The organism is Pseudomonas sp. C7.1 (assembly GCF_056312395.1).
Window position 1 is genome coordinate 2,353,262 of the sequence record NZ_JBWDTL010000003.1, and the last position, 25,344, is coordinate 2,378,605.

General features: G+C 61.8%; 23 protein-coding genes and 3 pseudogenes. 9 read left to right on the forward strand and 17 right to left on the reverse strand.

What is annotated here, in order from left to right:
* Window positions 1–85: 85 nt before the first annotated feature.
* Entirely contained in the window at window positions 86–553 is a 468-nt protein-coding gene (locus AC0T4W_RS14505) for an Lrp/AsnC family transcriptional regulator (RefSeq protein ID WP_476320023.1), read from the forward strand.
* Window positions 554–745: 192 nt separating this feature from the next.
* Here the strand turns inward: AC0T4W_RS14505 and AC0T4W_RS14510 are convergent, their stop codons facing one another.
* The 5 genes and pseudogenes from AC0T4W_RS14510 to AC0T4W_RS14530 form a co-directional block, all read right to left on the reverse strand.
* Window positions 746–1,978 carry an MFS transporter gene (locus AC0T4W_RS14510; protein WP_476320025.1) on the reverse strand — a complete coding sequence of 411 codons (1,233 nt, stop codon included), beginning with the start codon at window positions 1,976–1,978 and terminating at the stop codon, window positions 746–748.
* Between the two features lie 51 nt (window positions 1,979–2,029).
* Window positions 2,030–2,833: a transglutaminase family protein gene (locus tag AC0T4W_RS14515; protein ID WP_476320027.1), complete on the reverse strand. Its 804-nt coding sequence runs from the start codon at window positions 2,831–2,833 to the stop codon at window positions 2,030–2,032.
* Window positions 2,830–3,780 (reverse strand): alpha-E domain-containing protein, encoded by a 951-nt coding sequence (locus tag AC0T4W_RS14520; protein ID WP_476320029.1) that lies wholly within the window; start codon window positions 3,778–3,780, stop codon window positions 2,830–2,832. Before AC0T4W_RS14520 ends, AC0T4W_RS14515 begins: the two co-directional genes overlap by 4 nt.
* A gap of 2 nt (window positions 3,781–3,782) precedes the next feature.
* Window positions 3,783–5,192, reverse strand: a complete 1,410-nt coding sequence (locus AC0T4W_RS14525) for a circularly permuted type 2 ATP-grasp protein (RefSeq protein WP_476320031.1) — start codon at window positions 5,190–5,192, stop codon at window positions 3,783–3,785.
* Between the two features lie 284 nt (window positions 5,193–5,476).
* Window positions 5,477–6,034, reverse strand: a pseudogene (locus AC0T4W_RS14530) (type 1 glutamine amidotransferase); the annotation flags it as partial.
* Window positions 6,035–6,230: 196 nt separating this feature from the next.
* Here AC0T4W_RS14530 and istA point away from each other — a divergent pair.
* Together istA and istB are read left to right on the forward strand one after the other, a co-directional pair.
* A complete protein-coding gene (istA, locus tag AC0T4W_RS14535; protein WP_476317286.1) occupies window positions 6,231–7,751 on the forward strand; it encodes an IS21 family transposase in 1,521 nt (506 codons plus the stop codon).
* A gap of 16 nt (window positions 7,752–7,767) precedes the next feature.
* Complete coding sequence (gene istB / locus AC0T4W_RS14540) at window positions 7,768–8,523, forward strand: IS21-like element helper ATPase IstB (RefSeq protein ID WP_476316371.1); 756 nt, start codon at window positions 7,768–7,770, stop codon at window positions 8,521–8,523.
* 104 nt (window positions 8,524–8,627) lie between these two features.
* On the opposite strand, the pseudogene AC0T4W_RS14545 reads toward istB, so the two are convergent.
* From AC0T4W_RS14545 to AC0T4W_RS14565, 5 genes and pseudogenes are all read right to left on the reverse strand, one after another.
* Window positions 8,628–8,789, reverse strand: a pseudogene (locus AC0T4W_RS14545) (type 1 glutamine amidotransferase); the annotation flags it as partial.
* A gap of 112 nt (window positions 8,790–8,901) precedes the next feature.
* On the reverse strand, window positions 8,902–9,237 hold the full coding sequence (locus AC0T4W_RS14550; RefSeq protein WP_476320033.1) for a ribonuclease E inhibitor RraB: 336 nt from the start codon (window positions 9,235–9,237) through the stop codon (window positions 8,902–8,904).
* 342 nt (window positions 9,238–9,579) lie between these two features.
* A pseudogene (locus tag AC0T4W_RS14555) lies at window positions 9,580–9,714 on the reverse strand (SDR family NAD(P)-dependent oxidoreductase); the annotation flags it as partial.
* A complete protein-coding gene (locus AC0T4W_RS14560) occupies window positions 9,715–10,644 on the reverse strand; it encodes an alpha/beta hydrolase (protein WP_476320035.1) in 930 nt (309 codons plus the stop codon).
* Window positions 10,628–12,103, reverse strand: a complete 1,476-nt coding sequence (locus tag AC0T4W_RS14565; RefSeq protein WP_476320037.1) for a flavin-containing monooxygenase — start codon at window positions 12,101–12,103, stop codon at window positions 10,628–10,630. Before AC0T4W_RS14565 ends, AC0T4W_RS14560 begins: the two co-directional genes overlap by 17 nt.
* A gap of 119 nt (window positions 12,104–12,222) precedes the next feature.
* On the opposite strand from AC0T4W_RS14565, the gene AC0T4W_RS14570 reads away from it, so the two are divergent.
* Window positions 12,223–13,293, forward strand: a complete 1,071-nt coding sequence (locus AC0T4W_RS14570; RefSeq protein ID WP_476320039.1) for an AraC family transcriptional regulator — start codon at window positions 12,223–12,225, stop codon at window positions 13,291–13,293.
* A gap of 56 nt (window positions 13,294–13,349) precedes the next feature.
* Window positions 13,350–13,856, forward strand: coding sequence for a methylated-DNA--[protein]-cysteine S-methyltransferase (locus AC0T4W_RS14575; protein WP_476320042.1), 507 nt, complete (start codon window positions 13,350–13,352; stop codon window positions 13,854–13,856).
* A 31-nt stretch (window positions 13,857–13,887) separates the two neighbouring features.
* On the opposite strand, the gene AC0T4W_RS14580 is transcribed toward AC0T4W_RS14575, so the two are convergent.
* From AC0T4W_RS14580 to aroC, 4 genes are all read right to left on the reverse strand, one after another.
* Complete coding sequence (locus AC0T4W_RS14580) at window positions 13,888–14,079, reverse strand: PLDc N-terminal domain-containing protein (RefSeq protein ID WP_476320044.1); 192 nt, start codon at window positions 14,077–14,079, stop codon at window positions 13,888–13,890.
* A 76-nt stretch (window positions 14,080–14,155) separates the two neighbouring features.
* Complete coding sequence (locus AC0T4W_RS14585; protein ID WP_476320046.1) at window positions 14,156–14,704, reverse strand: acireductone dioxygenase; 549 nt, start codon at window positions 14,702–14,704, stop codon at window positions 14,156–14,158.
* 39 nt (window positions 14,705–14,743) lie between these two features.
* Window positions 14,744–15,895, reverse strand: coding sequence for an MFS transporter (locus tag AC0T4W_RS14590; RefSeq protein WP_476323684.1), 1,152 nt, complete (start codon window positions 15,893–15,895; stop codon window positions 14,744–14,746).
* An 88-nt stretch (window positions 15,896–15,983) separates the two neighbouring features.
* Entirely contained in the window at window positions 15,984–17,075 is a 1,092-nt protein-coding gene (aroC, locus tag AC0T4W_RS14595) for a chorismate synthase (protein ID WP_476320048.1), read from the reverse strand.
* Between the two features lie 162 nt (window positions 17,076–17,237).
* On the opposite strand from aroC, the gene AC0T4W_RS14600 reads away from it, so the two are divergent.
* Both AC0T4W_RS14600 and AC0T4W_RS14605 read left to right on the forward strand, forming a co-directional pair.
* Entirely contained in the window at window positions 17,238–18,233 is a 996-nt protein-coding gene (locus tag AC0T4W_RS14600) for an alpha/beta hydrolase (protein ID WP_476320050.1), read from the forward strand.
* Between the two features lie 64 nt (window positions 18,234–18,297).
* Window positions 18,298–19,095, forward strand: a complete 798-nt coding sequence (locus AC0T4W_RS14605) for a hypothetical protein (protein WP_476320052.1) — start codon at window positions 18,298–18,300, stop codon at window positions 19,093–19,095.
* A gap of 31 nt (window positions 19,096–19,126) precedes the next feature.
* On the opposite strand, the gene AC0T4W_RS14610 is transcribed toward AC0T4W_RS14605, so the two are convergent.
* On the reverse strand, window positions 19,127–19,696 hold the full coding sequence (locus tag AC0T4W_RS14610; protein WP_476320054.1) for a GNAT family N-acetyltransferase: 570 nt from the start codon (window positions 19,694–19,696) through the stop codon (window positions 19,127–19,129).
* A gap of 242 nt (window positions 19,697–19,938) precedes the next feature.
* On the opposite strand from AC0T4W_RS14610, the gene AC0T4W_RS14615 reads away from it, so the two are divergent.
* The gene (locus AC0T4W_RS14615; protein WP_476320057.1) at window positions 19,939–23,415 is read left to right on the forward strand and encodes a hybrid sensor histidine kinase/response regulator; all 3,477 of its coding nucleotides are present in this window, start codon (window positions 19,939–19,941) and stop codon (window positions 23,413–23,415) included.
* On the opposite strand, the gene prmB is transcribed toward AC0T4W_RS14615, so the two are convergent.
* Window positions 23,416–24,348 carry a 50S ribosomal protein L3 N(5)-glutamine methyltransferase gene (gene prmB, locus AC0T4W_RS14620; protein ID WP_476320059.1) on the reverse strand — a complete coding sequence of 311 codons (933 nt, stop codon included), beginning with the start codon at window positions 24,346–24,348 and terminating at the stop codon, window positions 23,416–23,418. It abuts the gene before it with no gap.
* Between the two features lie 84 nt (window positions 24,349–24,432).
* On the reverse strand, window positions 24,433–24,567 hold the full coding sequence (locus tag AC0T4W_RS14625) for a hypothetical protein (RefSeq protein ID WP_476320061.1): 135 nt from the start codon (window positions 24,565–24,567) through the stop codon (window positions 24,433–24,435).
* Window positions 24,568–24,725: 158 nt separating this feature from the next.
* On the opposite strand from AC0T4W_RS14625, the gene AC0T4W_RS14630 reads away from it, so the two are divergent.
* Window positions 24,726–25,322: a cysteine hydrolase family protein gene (locus AC0T4W_RS14630; protein ID WP_476320063.1), complete on the forward strand. Its 597-nt coding sequence runs from the start codon at window positions 24,726–24,728 to the stop codon at window positions 25,320–25,322.
* Window positions 25,323–25,344: the final 22 nt, after the last annotated feature.

A 25,344-nucleotide genomic window follows, 5' to 3' on the forward strand; every position in this document is an offset into this window, starting at 1 on the left:
CGCGGCTTTTTTATTTCTTTTTGCTGGCCGATTTGCAGATACTGCGCATGATTAATCCAACAAGAACAAAAAATACGGAACAGTCATGCAAGAAAAACTCAGCCCTATCGACCGCAAGATTCTCCGCCTACTGCAACACAACGCCGACCTCTCCGCCGCCGATATCGCCGAAAAGGTGGAGTTGTCACAATCGCCTTGCTGGCGGCGGATTCACCGCATGCAGGAAGAAGGCATTATCGAGCGCAAAGTTGCCCTGCTCAGCCACAAACAACTGGGCTTCAGCATCACCGTGTTTGTCGATATCAAACTCTCGGCCCATGGCCGCAGCAACCTGGAAGAATTCGAGCAAGCGGTAGTCGGTTACCCCGAAGTGCTGGAGTGTTTCACCATGGCCGGGGGCTCGGATTACCTGCTCAAGGTGGTGGCCAAGGACATCGCCAGCTATGAGCGTTTCCTGCGCGACCACCTGCTGCAACGCCCGCATGTGCTCGAAGCGCACTCACATATCGCCATGAGCGAGGTGAAGCGCACCACTGAATTGCCGTTGGATTGAAAATGGCTTGAATATTGTGGGAGGGGCCGGGCGGCGACAGCCTCGGGTGGGTTAGCGACGCCGAACACCACTCGAAAATCCAACTTCGATAGCAGTGCGACGCGTAACCCACCAAGCAATCGAACGCGTTGCGCCGATGGTGGGTTACGCTGCGCCCAAAGTCGCATAACGCCTGGTAAGTACGGTAGGCGGCTAACCCACCCGAGCTGGCTCTGCGGGCATCACCACCATGTTATTCGTCTCGCTCTGCGCCCTTCCCGCCCACCACAACGCCAGTGGGCCGAGCAGCAAAATCACCCCGATCATGGCAAACGCCGCCCACCAACCGAGCAGGCTCTTGTCGCCCAACACATCCAGGCTGATGCCAAACAGCAGCGGGCCGAGAAAGGCGCCACTGAAGCCGGTGCAGGAATAAATCGCCATGGCAGCTCCCCGATGACTAGCCGGCGCAGCGGCAATCAATCCCGCCGTCAGCGAGGCGGAGTCAGCGGTGACGGTGATGCTGTAGAGCAGCACCAGCAGCAACATCAGCCAGAACGGCAGCGCTGCACTTAAGCCAATCAACAGCGCCAGCAAGGTTGAGCTGAGCATCACCGCGATCAACCAGCGCTGCCGACCGAAACGCAGCGCCAATTCGTTGCCGAAAATGCTCGCTGGCATGCCGATCAGGGTCCCCAACATCGCCACCCAGGTGCCGGACAACCAGGGATCGCTGCCCTGCAAGTGCCCGGAAAACACCACAAAGGCCACTACCCACGCACGCAGGGCAAACAGCTCAAGGTTGTGCACCGCATAGGCCAGGCAGTAGGCGGCAATCGCGCGGTTTTTCAGCGGCGCCAGGTCCAGCAGTTTGCGCGGGGCATGCTGCACCACAGCCTTGGGCTGCAGGCCCCAATAGACCATGGCCCAGGCCAGCAAAGCGCAGATACCACTGAGCAGGGTCGGCAACTGCCAGCCGCCGAACTTGGCCAGCTCGCCGGCGAGAATAAACGACAGCGCGGAGCCCAAACCGAAGCTCGCCGTATAGAAGGCCACCGCGCGGGATTGCGCCGGCCCTTCGATGCGCTCGGACAATGCCTTGAGCCCCGGCATATAGGTGCCGGCCAGGCCGACACCGGCCAGCATCCGCCAGGCCAGGGCCGACCAAAAGCCATCGGCGAAGACAAAGCCGGCATTGGCCACGGCGGTCAGCAGCATCGCCGCCAGGTAGATCAGCCGCGCATCGTATTTATCAGTCAACCCGGTAAGGATTGGCACCGCGACCATATAGCCGAGAAAGAAGCCGCCAGCGATCCAGCCGGCCTCGGTATTGGAGAACCCCCATAGCGCCTGAAAGTCCGGCAGCAACGCGGCGAACAAGGCAAAGCCGGCCATCCCCAGGGTTTCCGCGCCGCACAGCAGCAGGGTTAAGCGACGGGCGTTCATCGGGTTCCTCTCTTCGTGGGCAGTGCCCTATTAAAGCGCTGCGCAGCGCTTCTATTGTTGTTGCACCCGCACCAACGGTGCAACCTCCACCTCAACCTGGGCATGCATCTGCTCGATGCCGCCACCTCGGCGCATGCCGCGTACCGGGCAAGCATCCAGATAATCCAGGCCCACCGCCAACTTCAAATGCCGCTCCGGGCGGGCCAGGCAGTTGGTCACGTCAAAGCTGTACCAGGCGTCATCCAGCCAGGCTTCGGCCCAGGCGTGGCTGGCCAAATGATCCTCGCTGTCGGTAAACAGATAGCCCGACACATAGCGTGCCGGAATGCCCAGGCTGCGCGCGCAGGCGAGAAAGGCATGCGCGTGATCCTGACAGACGCCCTTGCCGCCGGCGAAGGCTTCACTGGCGCTGGTCTCCACGGCGGTTGAGCCCGGTAGATAGCGGATATGCGCATTGAGGGCGTGCATCAGGTCGATCAGGCCGCTGCGGTCCGGCCGGCTGCGGCTCTCTAGCTTGGCGAACTCGCGCAGGGCTTCGTCGGCTTCGGTCAGGCGGGTAAAGCGCAGAAACGGCAGCGCCGACTGGTTTTCGTGCTCGGCCTCGCGCGATTCGTCGATTTCTACTTGGCCACGGGCACCGATGACGATGGACTCGTGGGGCTCGTCCATGGTCAACACATGGAGGATATTGCCGTAAGGGTCGAGTTGCGCGCGCGCCGGTCGCGGCAGGCTCAACTCCCAGCTGAGTACGCGCTGACGCTCGCTGTCGTGAGGAGTCATGCGCAGGTATTGAATGCTGGTGCGCACCTGGTCTTCATAGCGATAGGTGGTGTCGTGGCTGATGGACAGTCTCATGCGACCTCCAGGTAGGAACTTTGAATGGCTTGACCCAGCTGGCGAACCAACAGGATGAAATCGGTTAGCCAGGCGTGCAGGCCTTCGTCGAGTACTTCCTCGATGCTGGTGTAGCGCAGTCGTGCTTCCAGTTCGGCGGCCAGGCGCTGAGCTGGGCGGCCGTTGTCGCCGGGCAGGCTGGCGAGCATCAGATTGAGTTCGTCCATGCAGGCGCGCAGCGAGCGTGGCACGTCGGCGCGCAACAGCAGCAGTTCGGAGACTTTGCGCGTACCGGGCGAGCCACGATAGATCTCGGCAAAGGCCTCGAACGAAGACAGTGCACGCAGCAGCGCAGTCCACTGGTAGTAGCTACGGGCCGGGCGGCCGTCGACTTCGTCGATATCTTCGCCGAGCATTTCGTAGCGCGCATCGAGCAGGCGTAGGGTGTTGTCGGCGCGCTCGATAAAGGTGCCGAGGCGAATAAAGCGGTACGGATCGCCGCGCATGATGGTCCCGAAAGTAGCACCACGGAATAGGTGCGAGCGCTCCTTGACCCATTCGCAGAAACGGCTGATGCCGTAGCGGCTCAGGCCTTGCTGGGCGATGCCGTGGATTTCCAGCCAGGTGGCGTTGATGTTTTCCCACATGTCAGCGGTGATCCGCCCGCGCACGGCGTGGGCGTTGCTGCGCGCGCCCTGCAGGCAGCAGTAGATGCTCGCCGGGTTACTCGCATCGAGGGCGAAATAATGCAGCATGCGCTCGGCATGCAGCGGGCCGTGGCGCTCCAGGTAATCATCCAGGGTGCCGGTAATCAGCAGCGGCAGGGCCAGCTCTTCCAGGCCATCTCCGCGCCCGTCCTGGGGCATTAGCGACAGCGAATAGCTGACTTCAAGCATGCGCGCGAGGTTTTCTGCACGTTCCAGGTAGCGCGACATCCAGTACAGATCAGAGGCAGTTCTACTCAACATGATTAGTCCTCCACCACCCAGGTGTCTTTGGTGCCGCCACCTTGGGACGAGTTGACCACCAGCGAGCCTTCGCGCAGCGCGACGCGGGTCAGGCCGCCGGGGACGATGCGGGTTTCCTTGCCGGACAGCACGAACGGCCGCAGGTCGATATGCCGTGGAGCGATGCCGCGCTCGACAAAGGTTGGGCAGGTCGACAGGCACAGGGTCGGCTGGGCGATATAAGCCTCGGGCCGCGCTATCAGGCGGGCGCGGAAGTCTTCGATTTCTGCCTTGGTGGCCGCTGGGCCGACCAGCATGCCGTAGCCACCGGAGCCCTGGGTTTCCTTGACCACCAGGTGCTCCAGGTTGGCCAGCACGTGGGACAACTCGGAAGGTTTGCGGCACTGGAAGGTCGGCACGTTTTTCAGGATCGGCTCTTCACTGAGGTAGAAGCGGATCATCTCGTCGACATAGGGATAGATGGATTTGTCATCCGCCACCCCGGTGCCGATGGCATTGGCCAGCACCACATTGCCGCTGCGGTAGCAGGCCAGCAGGCCAGGCACGCCGAGCATGGAGTCCGGGTTGAAAGCCAGAGGATCGAGGAAGGCATCGTCGAGACGACGGTAGACCACGTCCACCTGCTTGGCCCCGGCGGTGGTGCGCATAAAAAGTTTGTCGTCGCGTACAAACAGGTCCGCGCCTTCGACCAGCTCCACACCCATTTCGCGGGAGAGAAAGGCGTGTTCGAAATAGGCACTGTTGAAGCGCCCTGGCGTCAGTACCACAACGTTGGGGTTATCCAGCGGGCTGGAGGATTTGAGCGTATCAAGTAGCAGGTTCGGGTAGTGATCGATGGGGGCCACGCGCTGGGCGGCGAACAACTCGGGAAACAGGCGCATCATCATCTTGCGGTCTTCGAGCATGTAGCTGACGCCGCTCGGGGTGCGCAGATTGTCTTCCAACACGTAGTAGCTGCCGTCGCCGTCACGCACCAGGTCGACGCCGGCGATGTGGGCGTAAAGGTCGCGGTGCAGGTTAAGGCCCTGCATGGCGATCTGATAGCCCTCATTGGCCAACACCTGCTCGGCGGGGATGATGCCGGCCTTGATGATGCGCTGGTCGTGATAGAGGTCGGCGAGGAACATGTTCAGCGCCTGCACCCGCTGGCTGCAGCCGCGCTCGACCATTCGCCATTCACTGATGGGAATGCTGCGCGGGATGATGTCGAACGGGATCAGCCGCTCGGTGCCCTGATCGTCGCCGTACAGGGTGAAGGTGATACCAGCTCGGTGGAACAGCAGATCGGCTTCACGGCGGCGCTGGGCCAGCAGTTCATCCGGCGTATCCGCCAACCAGCGGGAAAAAGCTTGGTAATGCGGGCGGACAGCGCCACTCGCATCGTACATCTCATCATAAAAGGTGCGGGCCATGCCGTACTCCTTGTCACCCGGACATGGAGTCAGCTTTGCAAGGCCCGCGCCATACAACATAACTGTTTTAAATCAATGACTTGATGACTTTATAAGTAAGCAGCGCACCAAGCCAGGGCGAAATCGTGACCGCCAGGTCGCAAGATGCGCCATTTTAAGGCGTGCGATAAATGAGGCTTGCGGCCCTCTCGCGCAAAAGCCGTCGCGCAGGGATAACGATCTTTTTATCCACCACAGGGCAACTGCTGGTGGATGGGTAAAGCGTCATCCACCCTACCCGAGTTTCAGAGCCCGGCCAGACGCAGCCAGTGCCGGTAGAAGCCTTCGGCTACGCGGTTCAGCTCGGCGATTTTGGCCGGCAGCTCATCAAGCATCTGCGCCCTGCTCTGCTGGCTGGGCTGGGTTTCATCCAGCAGGTGATGCCAGTCGCCGAGCCACTGGCGCACCAGGGCTTCGTTCATTTCCGGGTGGCCTTGCAGGGCCAGCACGTTGTCGCCCCAGGCAAACGCCTGGTTGCTGCACCAGGGGCTACTCAGCAAAGGCTGTGCGCCAACCGGAATGGCGAAGCTATCGCCATGCCACTGAAACATCGGGAACTGCTCTGGCAGGTGCTGCAACCAGGGGCTGGGCGCGGCTTGATCCAGGCGACTTAGCGGCTGCCAGCCACTTTCGGTGTAGGGCATGCGGCTAATTTCCGCGCCTAAGGCCTTGGCCAGCAGCTGGCCACCCAGGCAGTGGCCGATCAGCGGAATATCGCGGCGAATAAAATGCTGCAGCGCGGCTACTTCGGTCTGCAACCAGGGCAGCGGGTCGTTGACGCTCATTGGCCCACCCATTGCGGATTCCGCGCTGACTCGGACACCCATTCCACGCACATCCGGACAGTGATTCCACGCTGATCCGGACACCCATTCCACGAGCATCCGGACACTGATTCCACAGCCATCCGGACACTTTCTGGCAGGCAGCTACGCAGGATTTATTCACTACCATTGGCCTCTTTTTCGAAGCAGAGAGGTCGTCGTGGAGCGTTTATCCATGCGTAAAATCCGTGAAGTGTTGCGCCTCAAGTTCGATTGCGGGCTGTCTGTCCGTAAGATCTCCCGCAGTCTGGGCATAGGTCACAGCAGTGCCGGTGATTACCTTTGCCGATTCACGGCCTGCGGCCTCTCCTGGCCGCTCCCTACTGAGTTGTCCGACGCCGAGCTGGAGCGGCGCCTGTTCCCGCCACCGCCGGAGATCCCCTCTGAGCAACGACCAACTCCCGACTGGGCCTGGGTGCATGCCGAGCTGCGCCGACCAGGCGTGACCCTGGCGCTGCTCTGGCAGGAGTATCGGCTGGGCCAGCCACAGGGCTTCCAGTACAGCTGGTTCTGCGACCACTACCGGGCCTGGCAGGGCAAACTGGATGTGGTGATGCGCCAGGAGCACCGCGTCGGCGAGAAGCTGTTCGTCGACTATGCCGGCCAGACGGTGCCGGTGATCGACCGGCACAGCGGCGAGATCCGTCAGGCGCAGGTGTTCGTCGCGGTGCTCGGTGCCTCCAGCTACACCTTCGCCGAGGCCACCTGGTCGCAGCAGTTGCCCGACTGGCTGGGCTCCCATGCCCGCTGCTTCGCCTTCCTCGGCGGGGTACCGGAGATCGTGGTGCCGGACAACCTGCGCAGTGCGGTGAGCAAGGCCCATCGCTACGAACCGGACATCAACCCCAGTTACCGCGATCTGGCCGAGCACTATGGTGTGGCGGTGGTGCCGGCGCGGGCCCGTAAGCCGCGCGACAAGGCCAAGGCCGAGGTCGGCGTGCAGGTGGTCGAGCGCTGGATCCTCGCCGCCTTGCGCCATCGCCAGTTCTTCTCCCTGGACGAACTCAACCGGGCCATCGCCGTGCTGCTGGAGCGACTCAACCAACGGCCGTTCAAGAAGCTACCGGGCTCCCGCCAGGCGGCTTTCGCCAGCCTGGATCGCCCGGCTCTGCGCCCGTTGCCGGAGCAGCCCTACGTCTATGCCGAGTGGAAGAAGGCGCGGGTGCATATCGACTACCACGTCGAGGTCGATGGGCATTACTACTCGGTGCCCTACCAGTTGGTGAAGAAGCAGCTGGAGGTGCGTCTGACGGCCCGCACCGTGGAGTGCTTCCACGCCAACCAGCGGGTGGCCAGCCACGTACGCTCCCTGCACAAAGGCCGGCACAGCACGCAGACCGAGCACATGCCCAAGAGCCATCGCGAGCATGCCGAGTGGACGCCTCAACGGCTGATCCGCTGGGCCGAGCAGACCGGCCCGAACACCGCCGGCGTAATCAGCCACATCCTCGAACGGCGCGTGCATCCGCAGCATGGCTACCGCGCTTGCCTGGGCATCCTGCGCCTGGGCAAGCACCACGGCGAAGAACGGCTGGAAGCCGCCTGCCAGCGCGCCCTAAGCCTCGGTGCCTGTAGCTACAAAAGCCTCGAATCGATTCTGCGCCAAGGCCTGGAAAACCTGCCGCTGGCTCAACAGAACCTACCCCTACTACCGGACGACCACGCCAACCTGCGCGGCCCCGGCTACTACCACTGAACAAAGGAATCCCACCATGCTGCCTCACCCGACCCTGGACAAGCTGCAAACCCTGCGCCTGCACGGCATGCTCAAAGCCCTCGCCGAGCAACTGAAAACACCCGACATCGACAGCCTGAGCTTCGAAGAACGCCTCGGCCTGTTGGTCGATCGCGAGCTGACCGAGCGCGACGACAAGCGCCTGAGCAACCGCCTACGCCAGGCCCGGCTCAAGCACAACGCCTGCCTCGAAGACATCGACTACCGCGCCCCGCGCGGGCTGGACAAGGCGCTGATCCTGCAACTGCGCAGCGGCCAGTGGCTGCGCGACGGCCTCAACCTGATCATCGGCGGCCCCACCGGCGTCGGCAAAACCTGGCTGGCCTGCGCCCTGGCCCACCAGGCCTGCCGGGACGGCTGCAGCGTGCGCTATCTGCGCCTGCCGCGGCTGCTGGAAGAACTGGGCCTGGCACATGGCGACGGCCGCTTCGTCAAGCTGATGAGCAGCTACGCCAAGACCGACCTGCTGATCCTCGATGACTGGGGCCTGGCACCGTTCACCAACGAACAGCGCCGCGACATGCTGGAGCTGCTGGACGACCGCTACGGCCAACGCTCAACCATCGTGACCAGTCAGATGCCGGTGGACAACTGGCACGAACTGATCGGCGATCCGACCCTGGCCGACGCCATCCTCGACCGCCTGGTGCACAACGCCTACCGGATCAACCTGAAGGGAGAGTCGATGCGCAGGCGGGCGAAGAAATTGACGACGCCGGGCACCTCAGACTAACAATGCATATCCTGCGTCGCTGCGCTCCGACTGCCTGTCCGGATGACCGTGGAACAGGTGTCCGGATCAGCGTGGGCTGAGTGTCCGAATGGCGTGGAATCCGCACCCATGATGGCCACGGCTTTGGGCCGGTCCAGATCAATGCCGTCCAACTCGCCGAGGTCTGCGCGCAGCACGGTAAATGGCTGGTCCGCCTGTTCCAGCACCTTGCCCAGGTGGCCCGGTGGGCAGTAGTCAATATGGGTAAAAATCAGGATATCGGTCATACGCCAAGTCTGAAACAAAGCGCAGGCTGGGGTCGAGGAACGATTGGTTAGAGATAGTTTGCGGAGGTTGAAAATGACACTGGCCAGCTTATGGCTGGCCAGTGTTCAGACTTTATGGCTGCCTGACCTCCTGGGTTACGCCCCACCCATCCAGCTTGCCGCCAAGCGGCGCCACGACGGACTCCAGGTCATGCTCGAAGTCGTCAATACCGTGGTATGTCGCGAACATTACTTTACTGACTTGCAGGTGCCAGACGCCGTCATCACGCTCGGTCACCAGAGCGTGTAAGGACTCACCTCGAAATTTGCGGGTAGCCATACGGGCCCGCTCCTCATCCGGGAATAAGGCGTAGAACTCGATGGGATGGAAACTGGCAAAGTCGAAGCCACCTTCCTTCATCCGCCGTAAAACTCCGTTACTGACATCATCGTGCAAGGCTGTGTTCATAAGGTGACCTCCTCAGGCGATGGACAAATTTACAGGACGCTAAAGAACCAACTAGGTGTCGATACTGCAGTGCAACGACCTGATAAACGCTTTCCCATTGCGACCGCCAGAGCATCAGCGGTGTTGCGGCACCGATTGCAGTGCCGCCCGAGAATCAAGCGATGTGCTGCCTGATATGTCATAAGCCAGACCTGAGACCAGGGCTGGCCAACGCAGGCTTGTCCAGGGCGAACAAGTCAGAAGCGTTGGTTGCAGACTAGCCCTATCAATCAGTGTTTGCCCAGCAAAAGTTGTTTCAGCCCTATTCGCGGCCACATCCAGCACGGCATGTCAGACGTTGCCAAGCTCACCGGCCAGCTTGGCCAGTGCCTGGTGGTTGATACCCAACAGGCCAGCCTGCCAGCCGTGTTGATAAAACAGCCTGGCGGTGGCCGCACCAATCCCTAAGGCGGCACCGGTAATCAGCATGTTGTTCACTCAGCAGCCCCGCTCACGCAGAAAGCTCACCACTTCGGCCAGGGCAAAATCGGCGGCGTTGAGCATCCCGGCATGTGCCTGGAATACATGCCACAAACCCGGATAGCGCTGCAGGCGTACATCTACACCCGCCGCCTTGGCCTTGTCGGCAAAGCGCAGGCTGTCGTTACGCAGAATCTCGTCTTCACCGACCTGTATTAACATAGGGGCCAGGCCCTGCAGGTCAGCAAACTGCGGCGACAGGCCAGGGTCGTCATGAGCCAAGCCCGCCGGGCAATACAGCGCCAGGGCCTGTTCCACCCATTTGCGATTGATCAGCGGATCACCGGCTGGCGGCTCGTGCAGCTGCGTGCCGGTAAAGTCAGTGACGGGAGAAAAACACACCAACGCCGCCGGTTGCGGCAGGTTCAGGTCGCGCAAACGCAAACTGGTAATCAACGCCAAGTTGCCACCAGCCGAGTCGCCGCCAATCACGATCTGCTCGGGCGTGTAACCCAGCGTAAGCAGCTCCTGAAACGCGGACAACGCATCGTCACGAGCGGCTGGGTATTGGTGTTCCGGCGCCAGGCGGTAATCCAGCGCGCAGACCTCCATCTGCCCGCGCTTGGCCAGGTTGGAGCAAATCGCCCTGTGGGTATTCGGCCCGCCGATCAGGTAAGCGCCACCATGCAGGTACAGCAGCACCGTGCCACGGCCGCTCTGCGGTTTGTGCCACTCGCAGGGTCGCCCGCCCAGGGTGCCGGCACTGCGGGTGATACCACGCGGCGCCGGGCTGGCGGCAGTCAGTAGGCGCAACACCGCACGCTGCCCGACAATCGGCATCGGCGGGCGCACCAGACCACGGAACAGCAGGCGCAGGCTGGTACGCAGCACACTGCGCAGCAGCGCCTGATCGGCCACCGGCGCGCTGAATTCAACGGGTGCATTCATAGTCATCAAGCTCCGGTGCGCGGGTCTGCTGGCGGTAGGTAAAGGTATAGCCAGGCCAGTTGTTGGTGCTTTTGCCGGAGGCGGTTTTGTACCAGCTTGAGCAACCCTGCTCCCATATCGTGCGATGTGAGCTGGCCTGAATCTGCTGGTTGTAGCGCTGCTGTACTGCGACTTTTACGTCGACATAACGGGCACCTTGCTCGCGCAGCAAATCAATACAGCCAAGCACGTAGCGGAACTGACTTTCCAGCATGTAGATGATCGAGTTATGGCCCAGATTGGTATTGGGCCCATAGAGGATAAACAGGTTGGGAAAGCCGCTGACGCTGATGCCTTTGTAGGCTTCGGCGCCGCCCTGCCAGGCCTGATTCAACTCCAGACCGCCGAGCCCGCGAACTTGCATCGGCGCGAGAAAATCCGTGGCGGCAAAGCCGGTGCCGTAGATCAGCACATCGCAGGGATGCTCACGGCCATCGGCGGTGATGATTGCGCGCTCGCTGACGCGGCTGATCGCCTCGCTGATCACTGTCACATTGGGCTGCGCCAGGGCCGGGAAGTAGTCGTTACTAATCAGAATACGCTTGCAGCCCATGGGGTAATTCGGCTGCAGCTGGGTGCGCAGTTGCGGGTCACTGACCTGCTTGTTTAAATGCCGGTCAAAGGTGAAACGCATCAGCTTCATCAGCCACGGCAGGCTGATAAACGCTAGGCCTCGCATCTCATACTGCAAGTACTTGAGGCCACGGTCGAGGCGCTGCAGCCAGGGCAGCCGACGCATTACCGCCAGCTCCCACGGCCGATAGGCGCGATCAGGCTTGGCCAACACATAGGCCGGCGAGCGCTGGAACAGCTGCAGCTGCGCCACCTTGGGCTGGATCTGCGGGACAAACTGAATCGCCGAGGCGCCGGTGCCGATCACCGCCACACGCTTGCCGGTCAGGTCCAGATCATGCCGCCAGCGCGCCGAATGAAAGGACTCACCGGCGAACTGCTCGATACCCGGCAACGCCGGATAGGCCGGCTGGTTGAGCTGACCGCAGGCGCTGATCAACACCTCGGCACAGAGCTCTTCGCTATTGCTCAGCGTCACCCGCCACAGCGCTGCCGCCGCATCAAATACGGCCGAAACCACCTCGGCATTACAGCGAATACGTGAGCGCAGCTGGTACTTGGCCACGCAATGCAGCATGTAGCCGTGGATTTCCGCCTGGGGCGCGAACTTGCGGCTCCAGTCGCTTTTCGGCTCGAAGGAAAACGAATACAGGTGCGACGGCACATCACAAGCCGCGCCCGGATAGCTGTTATCACGCCAGGTGCCGCCGACTTCAGCGGCTTTTTCCAGGATCAGAAAATCCTCAATACCGGACTTCTGTAACTGAATGGCCATGCCCAAGCCGCCAAAGCCGCTGCCTATAATCAGCACGCGCAAGGAAGCCTGATTCTGGGAGGTGTTATTCATTGTGCTATCCCCAACCGCAAACAGTGCGGATGCCAGGATGCTACTAGCCAGCCGCCCGGCAGGTTATGGCATAGTCGGCCAACGGATTGTGACTTTCGGACAAACTACCGGACAACTGCATGGCAGCCGCCCACTACACCTTGCCACGGCGCAGCATCACCAGCGCGCAACTGCTAACCCAACTGGGCCTCGACCAAGGCCTAAGCGTCGAACGCTGCCTGCTCAACACCGGCCTCAGCCCCCCGCAACTGGCCGAGCTGCACAGCGAAATCGACGGCGAGCAGGAACTGCAGTTGATCCGCAACCTGATCGAGGCCCTGCCCGCGCATTACGATCTGGGCCTGCAGGCCGGTCTGCGCTATCAGCTGACCACTTACGGCATCTGGGGTTACGCCCTGCTCAGCAGCCAAACCTTTCGCCAGGCCGCCGACCTTGGCCTGCGCTACCTGGACCTGACCTTTGCCTTCAACCGCATCACCTTGCTTGAAGACGCCAGTCACGCGCATCTGGAGCTGGATGGCAGCCATTTACCAGACCAGGTGCGCAATTTCCTGCTGCTGCGCGACGCAGTGGCGGTGATGGTGATTCAGCGCGAACTGACCGGCGCCAAGGTGCCGCTGAGTCGGGTGCAACTGAGCATGCCGGCACCCGCTGATCCTGCACGTTTTATCGAGCAGTTCGGCCTGCTGCCGGAGTTTGCCTGCGCCCATAACCGCATCAGCTTCCCGCGCCAGCTGCTTGACCTGCCGCTGCCCCGCGCCAACCCACACAGCGCCCAGCTCTGCGAGCTGCAGTGCCAGGCCTTGCTGGCCAAACGCCAGATACGCAGCGGTCTGGCCGGGCAGATTCGTGATCGCTTGCTGAGCACACCGGGGCGGCTGGCGGATATGGAAGTGATCGCCGGCGAGCTGAATATCAGCAGCCGCACCCTGCGCCGTCGCTTGGAACAACAGGGCAGCAGCTTTCGCCAACTGCAGGAAGAAGTACGCCAGGCCCTGGCTGAAGAACTACTGGCCATCACTAGCCTGAGCCAGGAGGAGATTGCCGAACGCCTGGGCTACAGCGAAGTGTCGAACTTTCTGCATGCGTTCAAACGCTGGAAAGGCCTCACGCCTGGCCAGTACCGCCAGAGTTTGAAAGTCAGTCCTACACTGACAGTCAGTCGCGCTGCGGTTATTGTTCAGCCATGAGCCAAACAGCCAACCCCCCTGTTATTGAGCTATCAGCCGCTCGGAGGGCTGAACCGATGTTTTACCGCTACCACGACAGCCCAATCGGCCGCCTGCTGTTGGCTGCTGACGAAGCCGGCTTGCAACAACTGCTGATGGATATCGACAGTAAGCCCTGGCGCATCGGCGAACACTGGCGCGCAGCAACGGATGAGTTGGATGAAGTGTGCCGCCAGTTGGATGAGTATTTTGCCGGGCGGCGGCAACGTTTCGAACTACCCCTGGCGCCGCAAGGCACGGCATTTCAACAGACTGTGTGGCAGGCACTGCAAACCATCCCCTATGGTCGCACCAGTTGCTACAGCGCCCTCGCTGCCGAGATCGCCAGGCCCAAGGCGGTGCGTGCAGTAGGCGCGGCCAATGGCGCCAACCCGATTGCCGTGATCATTCCCTGCCATCGGGTTATCGGCCGCGACGGCAGCCTCACCGGTTATGCCGGCGGCCTGCCACGCAAGGCGCTGTTGCTCAAACTGGAAGGGGCGCAGCTATTACAACCAGCGCAACTACCGCTGCAGGGCTTTTAACCGCTGCGCCGCTGCAAACCACGCCCAGTGGCTAAAACTTGACCGTGCCACGCGGCCCCATCAACGCCCAAATAATCAGGCCGATCACCGGCAGCAAGACGATCAACAATATCCACAACACCTTTATGCCCGTTTCGGCGTTGCTTTTAATCACGCTGAGAATCGCCCAAATATCCAGAACCAGAATGACCAGTCCCAGTAAACCGTTGAATGCTGAACCCATAGTTTGACGCTCCTAATGCGAAGAAATCGCCTAGCTAGGATAGCCGCTCGCTAAAAGAGTTCAGCAGTTTGATGATTCAGCAGTCATCCAGCCCGGCAAACGCTGCGGCAAAATCACCCTCTACCAGTACAAAGCCCGGCACTTGCGGGCTATCGAATAAGCGCAATACGGCAAAGCGTGGGTGCTCGCCGCCATCAAACCAATGCGCAGTGCCGGCGGGCATCAGCAACAGATCGCCCTTCTCACACAACAAGCTGTAAACGTACTCGCCAATATGCAGCGCCAGCACGCCACGCCCGGCCAGGTAGTAATGCAGATGGGCCGGCTGGCAGCTTTGCTCTGAACGCAGGCCACGAGCCAGCTCACTGCCCTCGCCGCGCTCATCACACAGGCTCAGGACCTCGGCACTGGCGTAGCCATGCGCGGTCATAAGCTGGTCAACTTGTACGCGGCTGACCGTCATCAGTTCATCGCTGGCAGTGCCGGCGGTAACTGGCTGCTCTATCGGTACCTGACTAAACTGCACACCAACGGCAGCCAAGGTGCTGGCGATATCTTCGACGTGAGTCAGCAGCTTGTTCGGGTACTCGGGCGAAGACTGGTGGTAGACGGTCAGGCTGCTCATGGTCAGGGCTCTCGTACGGTTCAATTCAACAAATAAAAACTAGGGCTGCTCATCTCGTACATAACGCGCGGTGATCACTGCAGCCACCAGGGCAATCAAGCTGGCGATGGCAAAGGTCCAAGCCGCACCCAAGCTGTGCCAGCTATAGCCGGAATACAACGCACCCAGCGCGCCACCGACGCCCGCCAATGCGGCGTACAGAGCCTGGCCCTGGCCCTGCTGGCGGTCGGCAAAGCTGCGCTGAACAAAATGCATGGCCGCCGCGTGGAAGGCACCAAAGGTCGCGGCATGCATCAACTGAGCAAACAGCAGCACCGGCAAATGCCCGGCCAGGTTGCCCAGCAACAGCCAGCGCACGGCAGTAATCAGAAAGCTCGCCAGCAGCACGGTACGCAGGGAATAGCGCGCCAGCAACCGGGCCATAACCATAAACAGCACAATCTCAGCCACCACACCCAGCGCCCACAGCTGGCCGATCACCCCGCGCGAATAACCGAGAGCCTCCAGGTGCAGGCTGAGAAAGGTGTAGTACGGGCCGTTGCTCAGCTGCATCAGCCCGGCGCTGAGGTAAAAGGCGAGAATCCCCGGCCGCCGCAGTTGCTGGAGAAAGCCGCCATGCTCCAAGGTATTGGGGCGCATCTGCGGCTGCGCATTGGGCACCCACCAGCTGCTCAGCACGATGCCGCCCATGATCAGAATCAGCGCCCAGGGATAGGCGTCCAGGCTAAGCACCTCGAACAACTTGCCCAATCCCACCACCGCAACGATAAAACCGATGCTGCCCCACAAGCGGATCTGGCTATAGCGCGCCGCCTGCTCCTTCAAATGGGCAAAGGTGATCACCTCAAACTGCGGCAACACCGCATGCCAGAAGAACGCATGCAGCGCCATGATCAGCGCCAGCCAGGCATAGCTCTGGCTGATAAAGATGCCGGCAAAGCACAGCAATGTGCAGATCGCGCCAAAGCGCACGATGGCCAAGCGCTGTCCGCTGTAGTCACCCAGCCAGCCCCAGATATTCGGCGCGATGCAGCGCATCAGCATGGGAATGGCAATCAGCTCACCGATCCGCGCGGCAGAAAACCCCAGGTGGTCGAAATACAGCGCGAGAAACGGCGCGGTGGCGCCGAGCAGTGAGAAGTAGAAGAAATAGAAACCGGACAGCCGCCAGTAAGGCAATGCGCCGTTCATGGTTTGGTCGTAGCCTGGGTTGAGCAGAGCGATACCCAGGGCGCGCATTGTTGGGTATCGCTGCGCTCAACCCAACCTACGCGGGCCTTCACAGCTGTGGCAGCACCGGCGTGCTGACGCGCACATCGGCATTCTGCGCGCGGTGGCGCAGCAGGTGGTCCATCAGCACGATGGCCATCATTGCCTCGGCGATTGGCGTGGCGCGGATGCCCACGCAGGGGTCGTGACGGCCCTTGGTGATGATATCCACCGGGTTGCCGTGAATATCAATCGAACGCCCCGGTGTGGTGATGCTTGAGGTCGGCTTGAGCGCCAGGTGCGCAATAATCGGCTGGCCGCTGGAAAGCCCGCCGAGAATGCCGCCGGCATTGTTGGAGAGAAAACCCTCTGGGGTCATTTCGTCACGGTGCTCGGTGCCGCGCTGCGCCACAGAGTCGAACCCTGCGCCAATTTCCACGCCCTTGACTGCGTTGATGCTCATCAGCGCATGGGCCAACTCGGCGTCCAGGCGGTCGAAAATCGGCTCGCCCAGCCCCGGCATCACGCCCTCGGCAACCACGGTGATCTTCGCCCCAACCGAATCCTGATCACGGCGCAGCTGGTCCATATAGGCTTCCAGCTCTGGCACCTTGTCCGGGTCGGGGCAGAAGAAGGCGTTCTGCTCAACCGATTCCCAGCTCTTGAAGGGGATTTCAATCGGGCCGAGCTGGCTCATATAACCGCGAATGACGATGCCCTGGGTGGCCAGGTACTTCTTGGCGATGGCCCCAGCTGCCACGCGCATGGCAGTCTCGCGGGCCGAGCTGCGGCCTCCGCCACGGTAGTCACGCACGCCGTACTTGTGGTGATAGGTGTAATCGGCATGAGCCGGGCGGAAGGAGTCTTTGATCGCCGAGTAGTCTTTGGACTTCTGGTCGGTGTTGCGGATCAGCAGGCCAATCGAGCAACCGGTGGTCTTGCCCTCGAAAACGCCGGCGAGAATTTCCACCTCGTCGTCTTCCTGGCGCTGCGTGGTGTGCCGGCTGGTGCCGGGTTTGCGCCGATCAAGATCACGCTGCAGGTCTTCCAGGCTAATATCCAGCCCCGGCGGGCAGCCATCTACAATAGCGACCAACGCCGGGCCATGGCTTTCGCCAGCGGTGGTGACAGTGAACAGCTTGCCGTAGGTATTGCCGGACATGTGCAGAACGCTCCGCGAAAATCAGCTCCGAGGCTACGCCAGCCGGCGCAAAACCCCACTTGAGTAAAGGCGGCGAGTATACCCGTGGCATCCGTACAGATCATCCTCGAACCTTCAGGGCGGATAAACGTCCAACCCGCTCACCTCTGGCAGTCCCTACTCATGATCCGATCCCTGCTGTTACCCCTACTTCTGTGCAGCGCCCTGTTACACGCCCCAGCGCATGCCGCGTCAAACAGCACCGTACACAGCAGCGTGCAACAACCGATGCGCCTGCACACAGACCAGGGCACGCTGTATGGCACGCTGCTCAAGCCCAGCAGCACTAAAGCGGTTGCCGTCGCGCTGCTGATTGCCGGCTCTGGCCCTACCGACCGTGACGGTAACAACCCGGAAGGTGGGCATAACGACAGCCTTAAGCGTCTGGCCCAAAGCCTGGCCAAACAGGGCATCGCCAGCCTGCGTTACGACAAGCGCGGGGTGGCCGCCAGCCGCGCTGCCACGCCGGATGAGCGAAATCTTAGCGTCGAGGGTTATGTCAGCGATGCGGTGGGTTGGGCGCAGCTGCTCAAGGCCAACCCGGCGTTTGACCGGCTGATTCTGATCGGCCACAGCGAAGGCGCGCTGATTGCCAGCCTGGCTGCCGAACAGGCCCAGGCCGACGCCCTGGTGGCGATTGCCGGCAGCTCGCGACCGATTGATCAGCTATTACGCCAACAACTGGCCGCACGCTTGCCGCCGGCTCTTTTGGCACAAAGCAACTATCTGCTCGACCGCCTGGTGGCTGGGCAACTCAGCCCACAGGTGCCGAAAAAACTACAGGTGCTGTTTCGCCCCAGCGTGCAGCCCTATTTGATCTCACTGCTGCGGCAGAACCCAGGCGAGGCCTTTGCCCGTTTGAAGATCCCGGCGCTGATTGTGCAGGGCAGCCATGATATTCAGGTCAGCGTCGCCGATGCACAGGCGCTGCAAGCGGCCAAGCCGGATGCCGAGCTGCTGATCATCCCAGGGATGAACCATATGCTGCGCATCAGCGCGCTGGATTTAGCGGCGCAACTGGCCAGCTACGACAATCCTCGGCTACCGTTGGCACAGGGGCTGGGCGAGCAGATCGCCCAGTTCATCCAGCGCAGCGGCAAAAAGCCAGCCTCCAGTTAGCCGAGCGGCGGCCGATAAGCGCATCAGGCGACACCTGAAGATGTCGCGCACAGGACTCGCGCTTATGACCGACAACTCCGCGCCGCAAACCGGCGCAGACACCGACACCGCCCCGCAGGAAGTCGTCGAGCCAGCTCACCCATGGGCCGAGCTGGCCCCCGAACACTTTCATCTATTGCGCCTAGCCGCCCTGCCCACCGACCGCCATACCGGCGCGCGGCCGCTGCGGTTTATCCAGTTCGGCAGCGTCGAGCGCTTGGGCAAGCAGCACAGCCTGCTGCGCCTGACCTTGCAGCTGCCCGGCCAACGCGTGCGCAAGGAGCAGAACATCCTCGAAGTCTGGGCCGATCACGAGCAGCGTCTGCTTAGCTTCGGCCCCGAAAGTGGCCTGCTGGTACAACCGGAAAACCGTGGCCTGGGACGCTTTATGCTGGCCCAGGGCATTGTCTGGGCACGCCAGCACTTCGCTCACTATCAAGTGGCAAACACCACATTGCCCAGCAAGGACGCCTTCAGTGAAGAAGCCCGCGCTCGCCGCGATCACTGCCTGCAGGCTCAGGGCTTTGTCGTCGAATACCTCGACCCGCTGAAGATCAAAGCCCAGTGCGGCGCGCCACGGGTCAGCGCGCTGCATGGCGACTGGCATACGGAAAAAGTGCAAATCGTTGAACTGCTGGACGCCGCCAATATGCTGCAGCAAGCTGACCAGAGCCTACGCGAGCAGGAAGCGAAAGTGCGCAAACTGGAAGCACGTATTGACGTGTTAAAGCGCGAAGACGGCGGCTTGCGCTTTACCATCACCTGCCTGGTGGCCTTCTGCGTGTTCCAGGCGGGGTTGCTGATCTGGATGGCCACGCGCTAGCGAGTGGCCCTGATCTGGCGTCCGCCATCACTCAAGCGCTGAAACGCGCCTCCAACTGCTGTTTGATGGTCGGCCAATCATGGTCGGTGATGCTGTACAGCACGGTGTCATCCAGACGCCCATCGGCCAACCGGCGGTGATTGCGCAGTACGCCTTCACGCTGCGCCCCGAGCTTTTCGATGGCGCGTTGCGAACGCAGGTTGCTGGCAGCGGTTTTCAGCTGCACACGGACCATGCGCCAGCTCTCAAAGGCATGCTTAAGCATCAGGTACTTGATGGTGCTATTGAGGCCCGTGCCGTGCTGGCTGCGGTCCAGCCAGGTCCAGCCAATCTCGGCTGCAGGCAAGGTGCTCATAAAGTCGCCGAAACGAGTGGTCCCGACCAGCTGCTCGCCCAGACGGATAGTAAAGGGCAAGGCTCGCCCTTCGCGCTGATCAAGCAGCCCTAGGCGGTACCAGTCCAGTCGCTGGCTGCCACTCATGTAGATCAGTTCCTGGCGATTGGCTTCGGCCAGGCTGATTAACGCAGGGATATCCGCATCCACCATGGGCTCGATGCGCAATCCACCACGTTGCAGGGTAATCAGTTGCGGCTTGAACATAGGGTCCCTCCTCGGACAGAGTCGCAGGCGCGACACGCTAACAGGGCCGGCAAGCGGGCACAATCCACAACAGCAACAGGTTATATGCCAGTGCGACCTTGGTCGTGCCTGACGCACCGCTACTTTGCTGCGAAACTGACACCCATCATCTGCCGTGGACGCTGATGCAGTAGGCTCTGGGCAGCCGCTGCGCTGCCAGATATGACCCCGGCAGCCCCCTATAGTTTGTTTTCGGAGTTTGCATGACCCTGTCTAGCGGGCTGATCGCTGCGGTTGCGCTGATTTACATGGCCATTCTGTTCGCCATCGCCTTCTACGGCGACCGCCGCGCCGCGCCCATGCCGCCGAAAATTCGCGCCTGGGTGTATAGCCTGTCGCTGGCGGTGTACTGCACCAGTTGGACGTTTTTCGGGGCAGTGGGTCAGGCCGCCGAACAGCTCTGGTCGTTTCTGCCGATCTACCTGGGGCCAATCATCATTCTGCTCTTCGCGCCCTGGGTGCTGCAGAAGATGGTGATGATCAGCAAACAGGAAAACATCACCTCGATTGCTGACTTTATCGCCGCACGCTACGGCAAATCCCAGGCCCTGGCGGTGGTGGTCGCGCTGGTTTGTCTGGTCGGCGTATTGCCCTATATCGCCCTGCAGCTCAAAGGCATCGTGCTCGGGGTCAACCTGCTCAGCGGCGCTGGCGCAGGCGCCAATGGCACCGGCGCCCAGGACACCGCACTGATCGTCTCGCTGGTGTTGGCGCTGTTCACAATATTGTTCGGCACGCGCAACCTGGATGTCACCGAACACCACCGTGGCATGGTCCTGGCGATTGCCTTCGAGTCACTGGTCAAGCTGCTGGCCTTCCTCGCCGTCGGCGCATTTGTCACCTACGGCCTGTACAACGGCTTTGGCGATCTATTCAGCCAGGCCAAAGCCAGCACCGGGCTAGAGGGTTTTTGGGCAGAAACAGTCAACTGGCCAGCGATGATGACCCAAACGGGACTGGCGATGATCGCCATCATCGCCCTGCCACGGCAGTTCCATGTAACGGTGGTGGAGAACATCGAACCCAAGGACCTGCGTCTGGCGCGCTGGGTGTTCCCCGCTTACCTGGTACTCGCCGCGCTGTTTGTGGTGCCCATCGCCCTGGCTGGGCAAATGCTGCTGCCGGCCGGTGTTACCCCAGACTCCTTTGTGATCAGCCTGCCGCTGGCCGAGGCGCATCCGGCCCTGGCGATGCTGGCCTTTATCGGCGGCGCATCGGCAGCCACCGGCATGGTGATTGTCGCTTCAGTGGCGCTCTCTACCATGATCTCCAACGACATGCTGCTGCCCTGGCTGCTGCGCCGGCAGAACACCGAGCGGCCCTTCGAGGCCTTCCGCCACTGGATGCTGACCGCGCGCCGGGTGAGCATCGTGGTGATCCTGCTGCTGGCCTACGTGTGCTACCGCCTGCTGGGCTCCAACGCCAGCCTGGCAACCATCGGCCAGGTGTCGTTTGCCGCCATCGGCCAGCTGGCCCCGGCGATGTTCGGCGCGCTGGTGTGGAAGCAGGCCAACCGTCAGGGCGTGTTTGCCGGGCTGTTCGTGGGCGCGCTGATCTGGTTCTACACCCTGGTCATGCCGCTGGTAGCGCGCGGTCTGGGCTGGCCGGCGGATGCCTTGCCCGGCGTGCAAACCCTGTTGTACGGGCCGATTGGCTTTCAGGTCGACCCGCTGACCCGTGGTGTGGTGCTGTCGCTGGCTGGCAACTTCCTGCTGTTTGCCTGGGTCTCCTACTTCTCGCGCACCCGCGTGGCCGAGCACTGGCAGGCCGGGCGCTTTATCGGCCACGACCTGGGCAACAAGCCGAGCAACCGCAGCATGCTCGCGGTGCAGGTCGGCGACCTGTTGCTGCTGGCCAACCGCTTTGTCGGCGAAGACCGCGCGCGGCAGAGCTTTATGCGTTTTGCCTTCCGCCAGGGCAAAGCCTTCGACCCCAACCAGACCGCCAACAGCGACTGGATCGCCCACACCGAACGCCTGCTGGCCGGTGTGCTCGGGGCCTCGTCGACCCGCGCGGTGGTCAAGGCGGCCATCGAAGGCCGCGAGATGCAAGTCGAGGATGTGGTGCGCATCGTCGACGAAGCCTCGGAGGTGCTGCAGTTCAACCGCGCGCTGCTGCAGGGCGCCATCGAGAACATCACCCAAGGCATCAGCGTGGTCGACCAGTCACTGCGCCTGGTGGCCTGGAACCACCGTTATATCGAGCTATTCAACTACCCCGAGGGCCAGGTATATGTCGGCCGCCCGGTGGCCGAGCTGATCCGTTTCAACGCCGAACGCGGCTTGCTCGGCAGCGGCGATATCGAGGCGCACGTCAGCAAGCGCCTGTACTGGATGCGCCAGGGCACCGCGCACACCTCCGAGCGGCTGTTCCCCAATGGCCGGGTGATCGAGCTGATCGGCAACCCCATGCCCGGCGGCGGTTTTGTTATGAGCTTCACCGACATCACCGAATTCCGCGAAGCCGAGCGCGCACTCAAGGACGCCAACGAAGGCCTGGAACAACGAGTAGCCGCACGTACGTTTGAGCTATCACAACTCAATCAGGCCCTGACTGAAGCCAAGGGCGTGGCAGAAGCCGCCAACCAATCGAAAACCCGCTTTCTTGCCGCAGTCAGCCACGACCTGATGCAGCCGTTAAATGCCGCGCGGCTGTTCTCCGCCGCCCTGTCCCATCAGGATGACGCCCTGCCCGCCGACGCCCGCGAGCTGGTGCGTCACCTGGACAGCTCGCTGCGCTCGGCCGAAGACCTGATCAGCGACCTGCTGGATATCTCTCGTTTGGAAAACGGCCGCATCACCCCGGATCGCCACGCCTTTGTGCTGAACAACCTGTTCGACACCCTCGGTGCAGAATTCAAGGTACTGGCCGCCGAACACGGCATGGACTTTCGCCTGCGCGGCAGCCGCCTGCGGGTCGACAGCGACATCAAGTTGCTGCGGCGCATCCTGCAGAACTTCCTCACCAATGCCTTCCGCTATGCCAAGGGCCGCGTGCTGCTTGGCGTGCGCCGTCAGGGCCAGCACCTGCGCTTGGAAGTTTGGGATCGCGGCCCAGGGATTCCCGAGGACAAGCGCAAGGTGATTTTCGAAGAATTCAAGCGCCTGGACAGCCACCAGACCCGCGCCGAAAAAGGCCTGGGCCTGGGCCTGGCGATTGCCGATGGCCTGTGCCGAGTGCTTGGCCACCAACTGGAAGTACGCTCCTGGCCGGGCAAAGGCAGCGTATTCAGCGTCACCATTCCCCTGGCCTTGCGCACCGAGCCGCCCGTTGTGCTCAGCCAGCCCGAGCACAACGGCGAGGCGCTGGCCGGCATTCAGGTGCTGTGCATCGACAACGAGGACAGCATCCTCGCTGGCATGCACAGCCTGCTGTCACGCTGGGGTTGCCAGGTGTGGACGGCGCGCAATCGCCTGGAGTGCGAACACCTGCTGAGTGAGAACGTGCACCCGCGACTGGCGCTGGTGGACTTTCACCTGGATGATGGCGAAACCGGCACCGAGCTGATGGCCTGGCTGCGCACCCGTTTGGGCGAGCCGCTACCGGGCGTGGTGATCAGCGCCGACGGCCGCCCCGAGCTGATCGCTCAAGTGCATGCCGCCGGCCTCGACTTCCTACCCAAGCCGGTCAAGCCGGCAGCATTGCGCGCGCTGATTAGCCGTCATTTAACGTTACGTTGATCAACCACTCAGGCGCTGACGGAACAGTGCCTGGTGCTCACGGCATTGCGCGGCCGCGAGCAGGAATACACCGTGGCCGCCGCGTTCGAATTCCAGCCAGGTGAAATCGACTTCCGGGTACAGCGCCTCGACGTGCACCTGGCTATTGCCGACTTCGATAATCAGCACGCCTTTCTCAGTCAGATGATCAGCCGCCTCGGCGAGCATGCGCCGCACCAGGTTCAAGCCATCTTCACCGCAGGCCAGGCCTAGCTCAGGCTCGTGCTGGTATTCGGCCGGCATATCAGCGAAATCTTCGGCATCCACATAGGGCGGGTTGGAGACGATCAGGTCAAAACGCTGCCCCGGCAGCCCAGCAAAGCCATCGCCCTGCACGGTGTACACGCGCTCATCCAGGCCATGGCGTTCGATATTCTGGTTGGCCACTTCCAGCGCTTCATAGGACAGATCACCGAGCACCACTTCGGCCTCGGGGAACTCATAGGCGCAGGCAATACCGATACAGCCCGAGCCGGTGCACAGGTCAAGAATCCGCGCCGGCTCTATGGCCAGCCAGGGTTCTAGGTGCTGCTCGATCAGTTCGCCAATCGGTGAACGAGGAATCAGCACACGCTCATCAACAATAAACGGCATGCTGCAGAACCAGGCTTCGCCCAGCAGGTAAGCAGTCGGTACGCGCTCGTCGATGCGCCGTGCGAGCAAGGCATGCAAGTGCGCGTGCTCGTCGTTCTCCAGGCGGCAGTCGAGGTAGCTGTCGGCAATTTCGTAAGGCAGGTGCAGGGCACCGAGCACCAGCTGGCGGGCTTCATCCCAGGCGTTGTCGGTGCCGTGGCCGAAGAACAACTCCTCGCCATGAAACCGACTGACTGCCCAGCGAATATAGTCGCGCACACTGCGCAGGCGGGTTGGGTGGGCATGTGTTGCGTCGGTCACGGCAGCTCTCCGCAGATAAAGCGCGCATTCTAGCCCATTGCGCGCCCGACTAAAGGCTCCAGAGTGGCATGACGCCGCTAACGGCTAAGGGTTGTTCCTGCGCGACTCACTGGAGGGCGACTCGTCACGTTTGATGTGCAGCTCACGCAGCACAGCGATAGAAATCGCCACGGCGAACAACAACCAGAAGTGTTCGGAAAACAGGGTGATCAGGCTCATAGCACACCTCCTTTGCTTGAAATCGCCGTCCCTCGGCAGCCCCTCGATTCTGCTCGCCGCATAGGCAGCAATGCAAGATCACCGACCACAAAGGTTCACAGCAGCACAGCACAGGCGGACAATAGGTGGACTGTCCATGCCAGCCTGGAGTTCCCGCCATGTCCGCCCCCAAAACGATGTTCGCCCTCACCGGCCGCAGCCATGCACCCGCCAGCCTGAGCAATGCGACCTTACTGGTCATTGATGCGCAAGAGGAATACCGCAGCGGCGCGTTGCAACTACCAGGCCTGGATGCCGCGCTGGAAGAAATCGCCAAACTGCTCTCAGCCGCCCGCGCCCAAGGCAGCGCCATTGTTCACATCAAACACCTTGGCATCCCCGATGGCCTGCTCGACCCCCGTGGCCCACGCGGCTTGCACTTGCCTGAAGCGGCGCCGCTGCCGGGGGAAATCATCGTCGAGAAACGCATGCCCAACGCCTTTAACGGCACCGACTTGCATGAGCGCCTGCAAGCCTTGGGGCATCTGGACCTGATCGTCTGCGGCTTTATGACCCACTCGAGCATCAGCACCACGGTGCGCGCCACCAAGGACTATGGTTACCGCTGCACCGTAGTCGATGCCGCCTGCGCTACCCGCGACCTGCCGACACTCGACGGTCAGGTGATCAGCGCTGCCGACATGCACCGCGCCGAAATGATCGCCCTGGCCGACAATTTTGCCGCCGTGGTACCACGCGCCAGCGCGCTAATCTGAATAAGCGCAGGCGCGCAGCAGT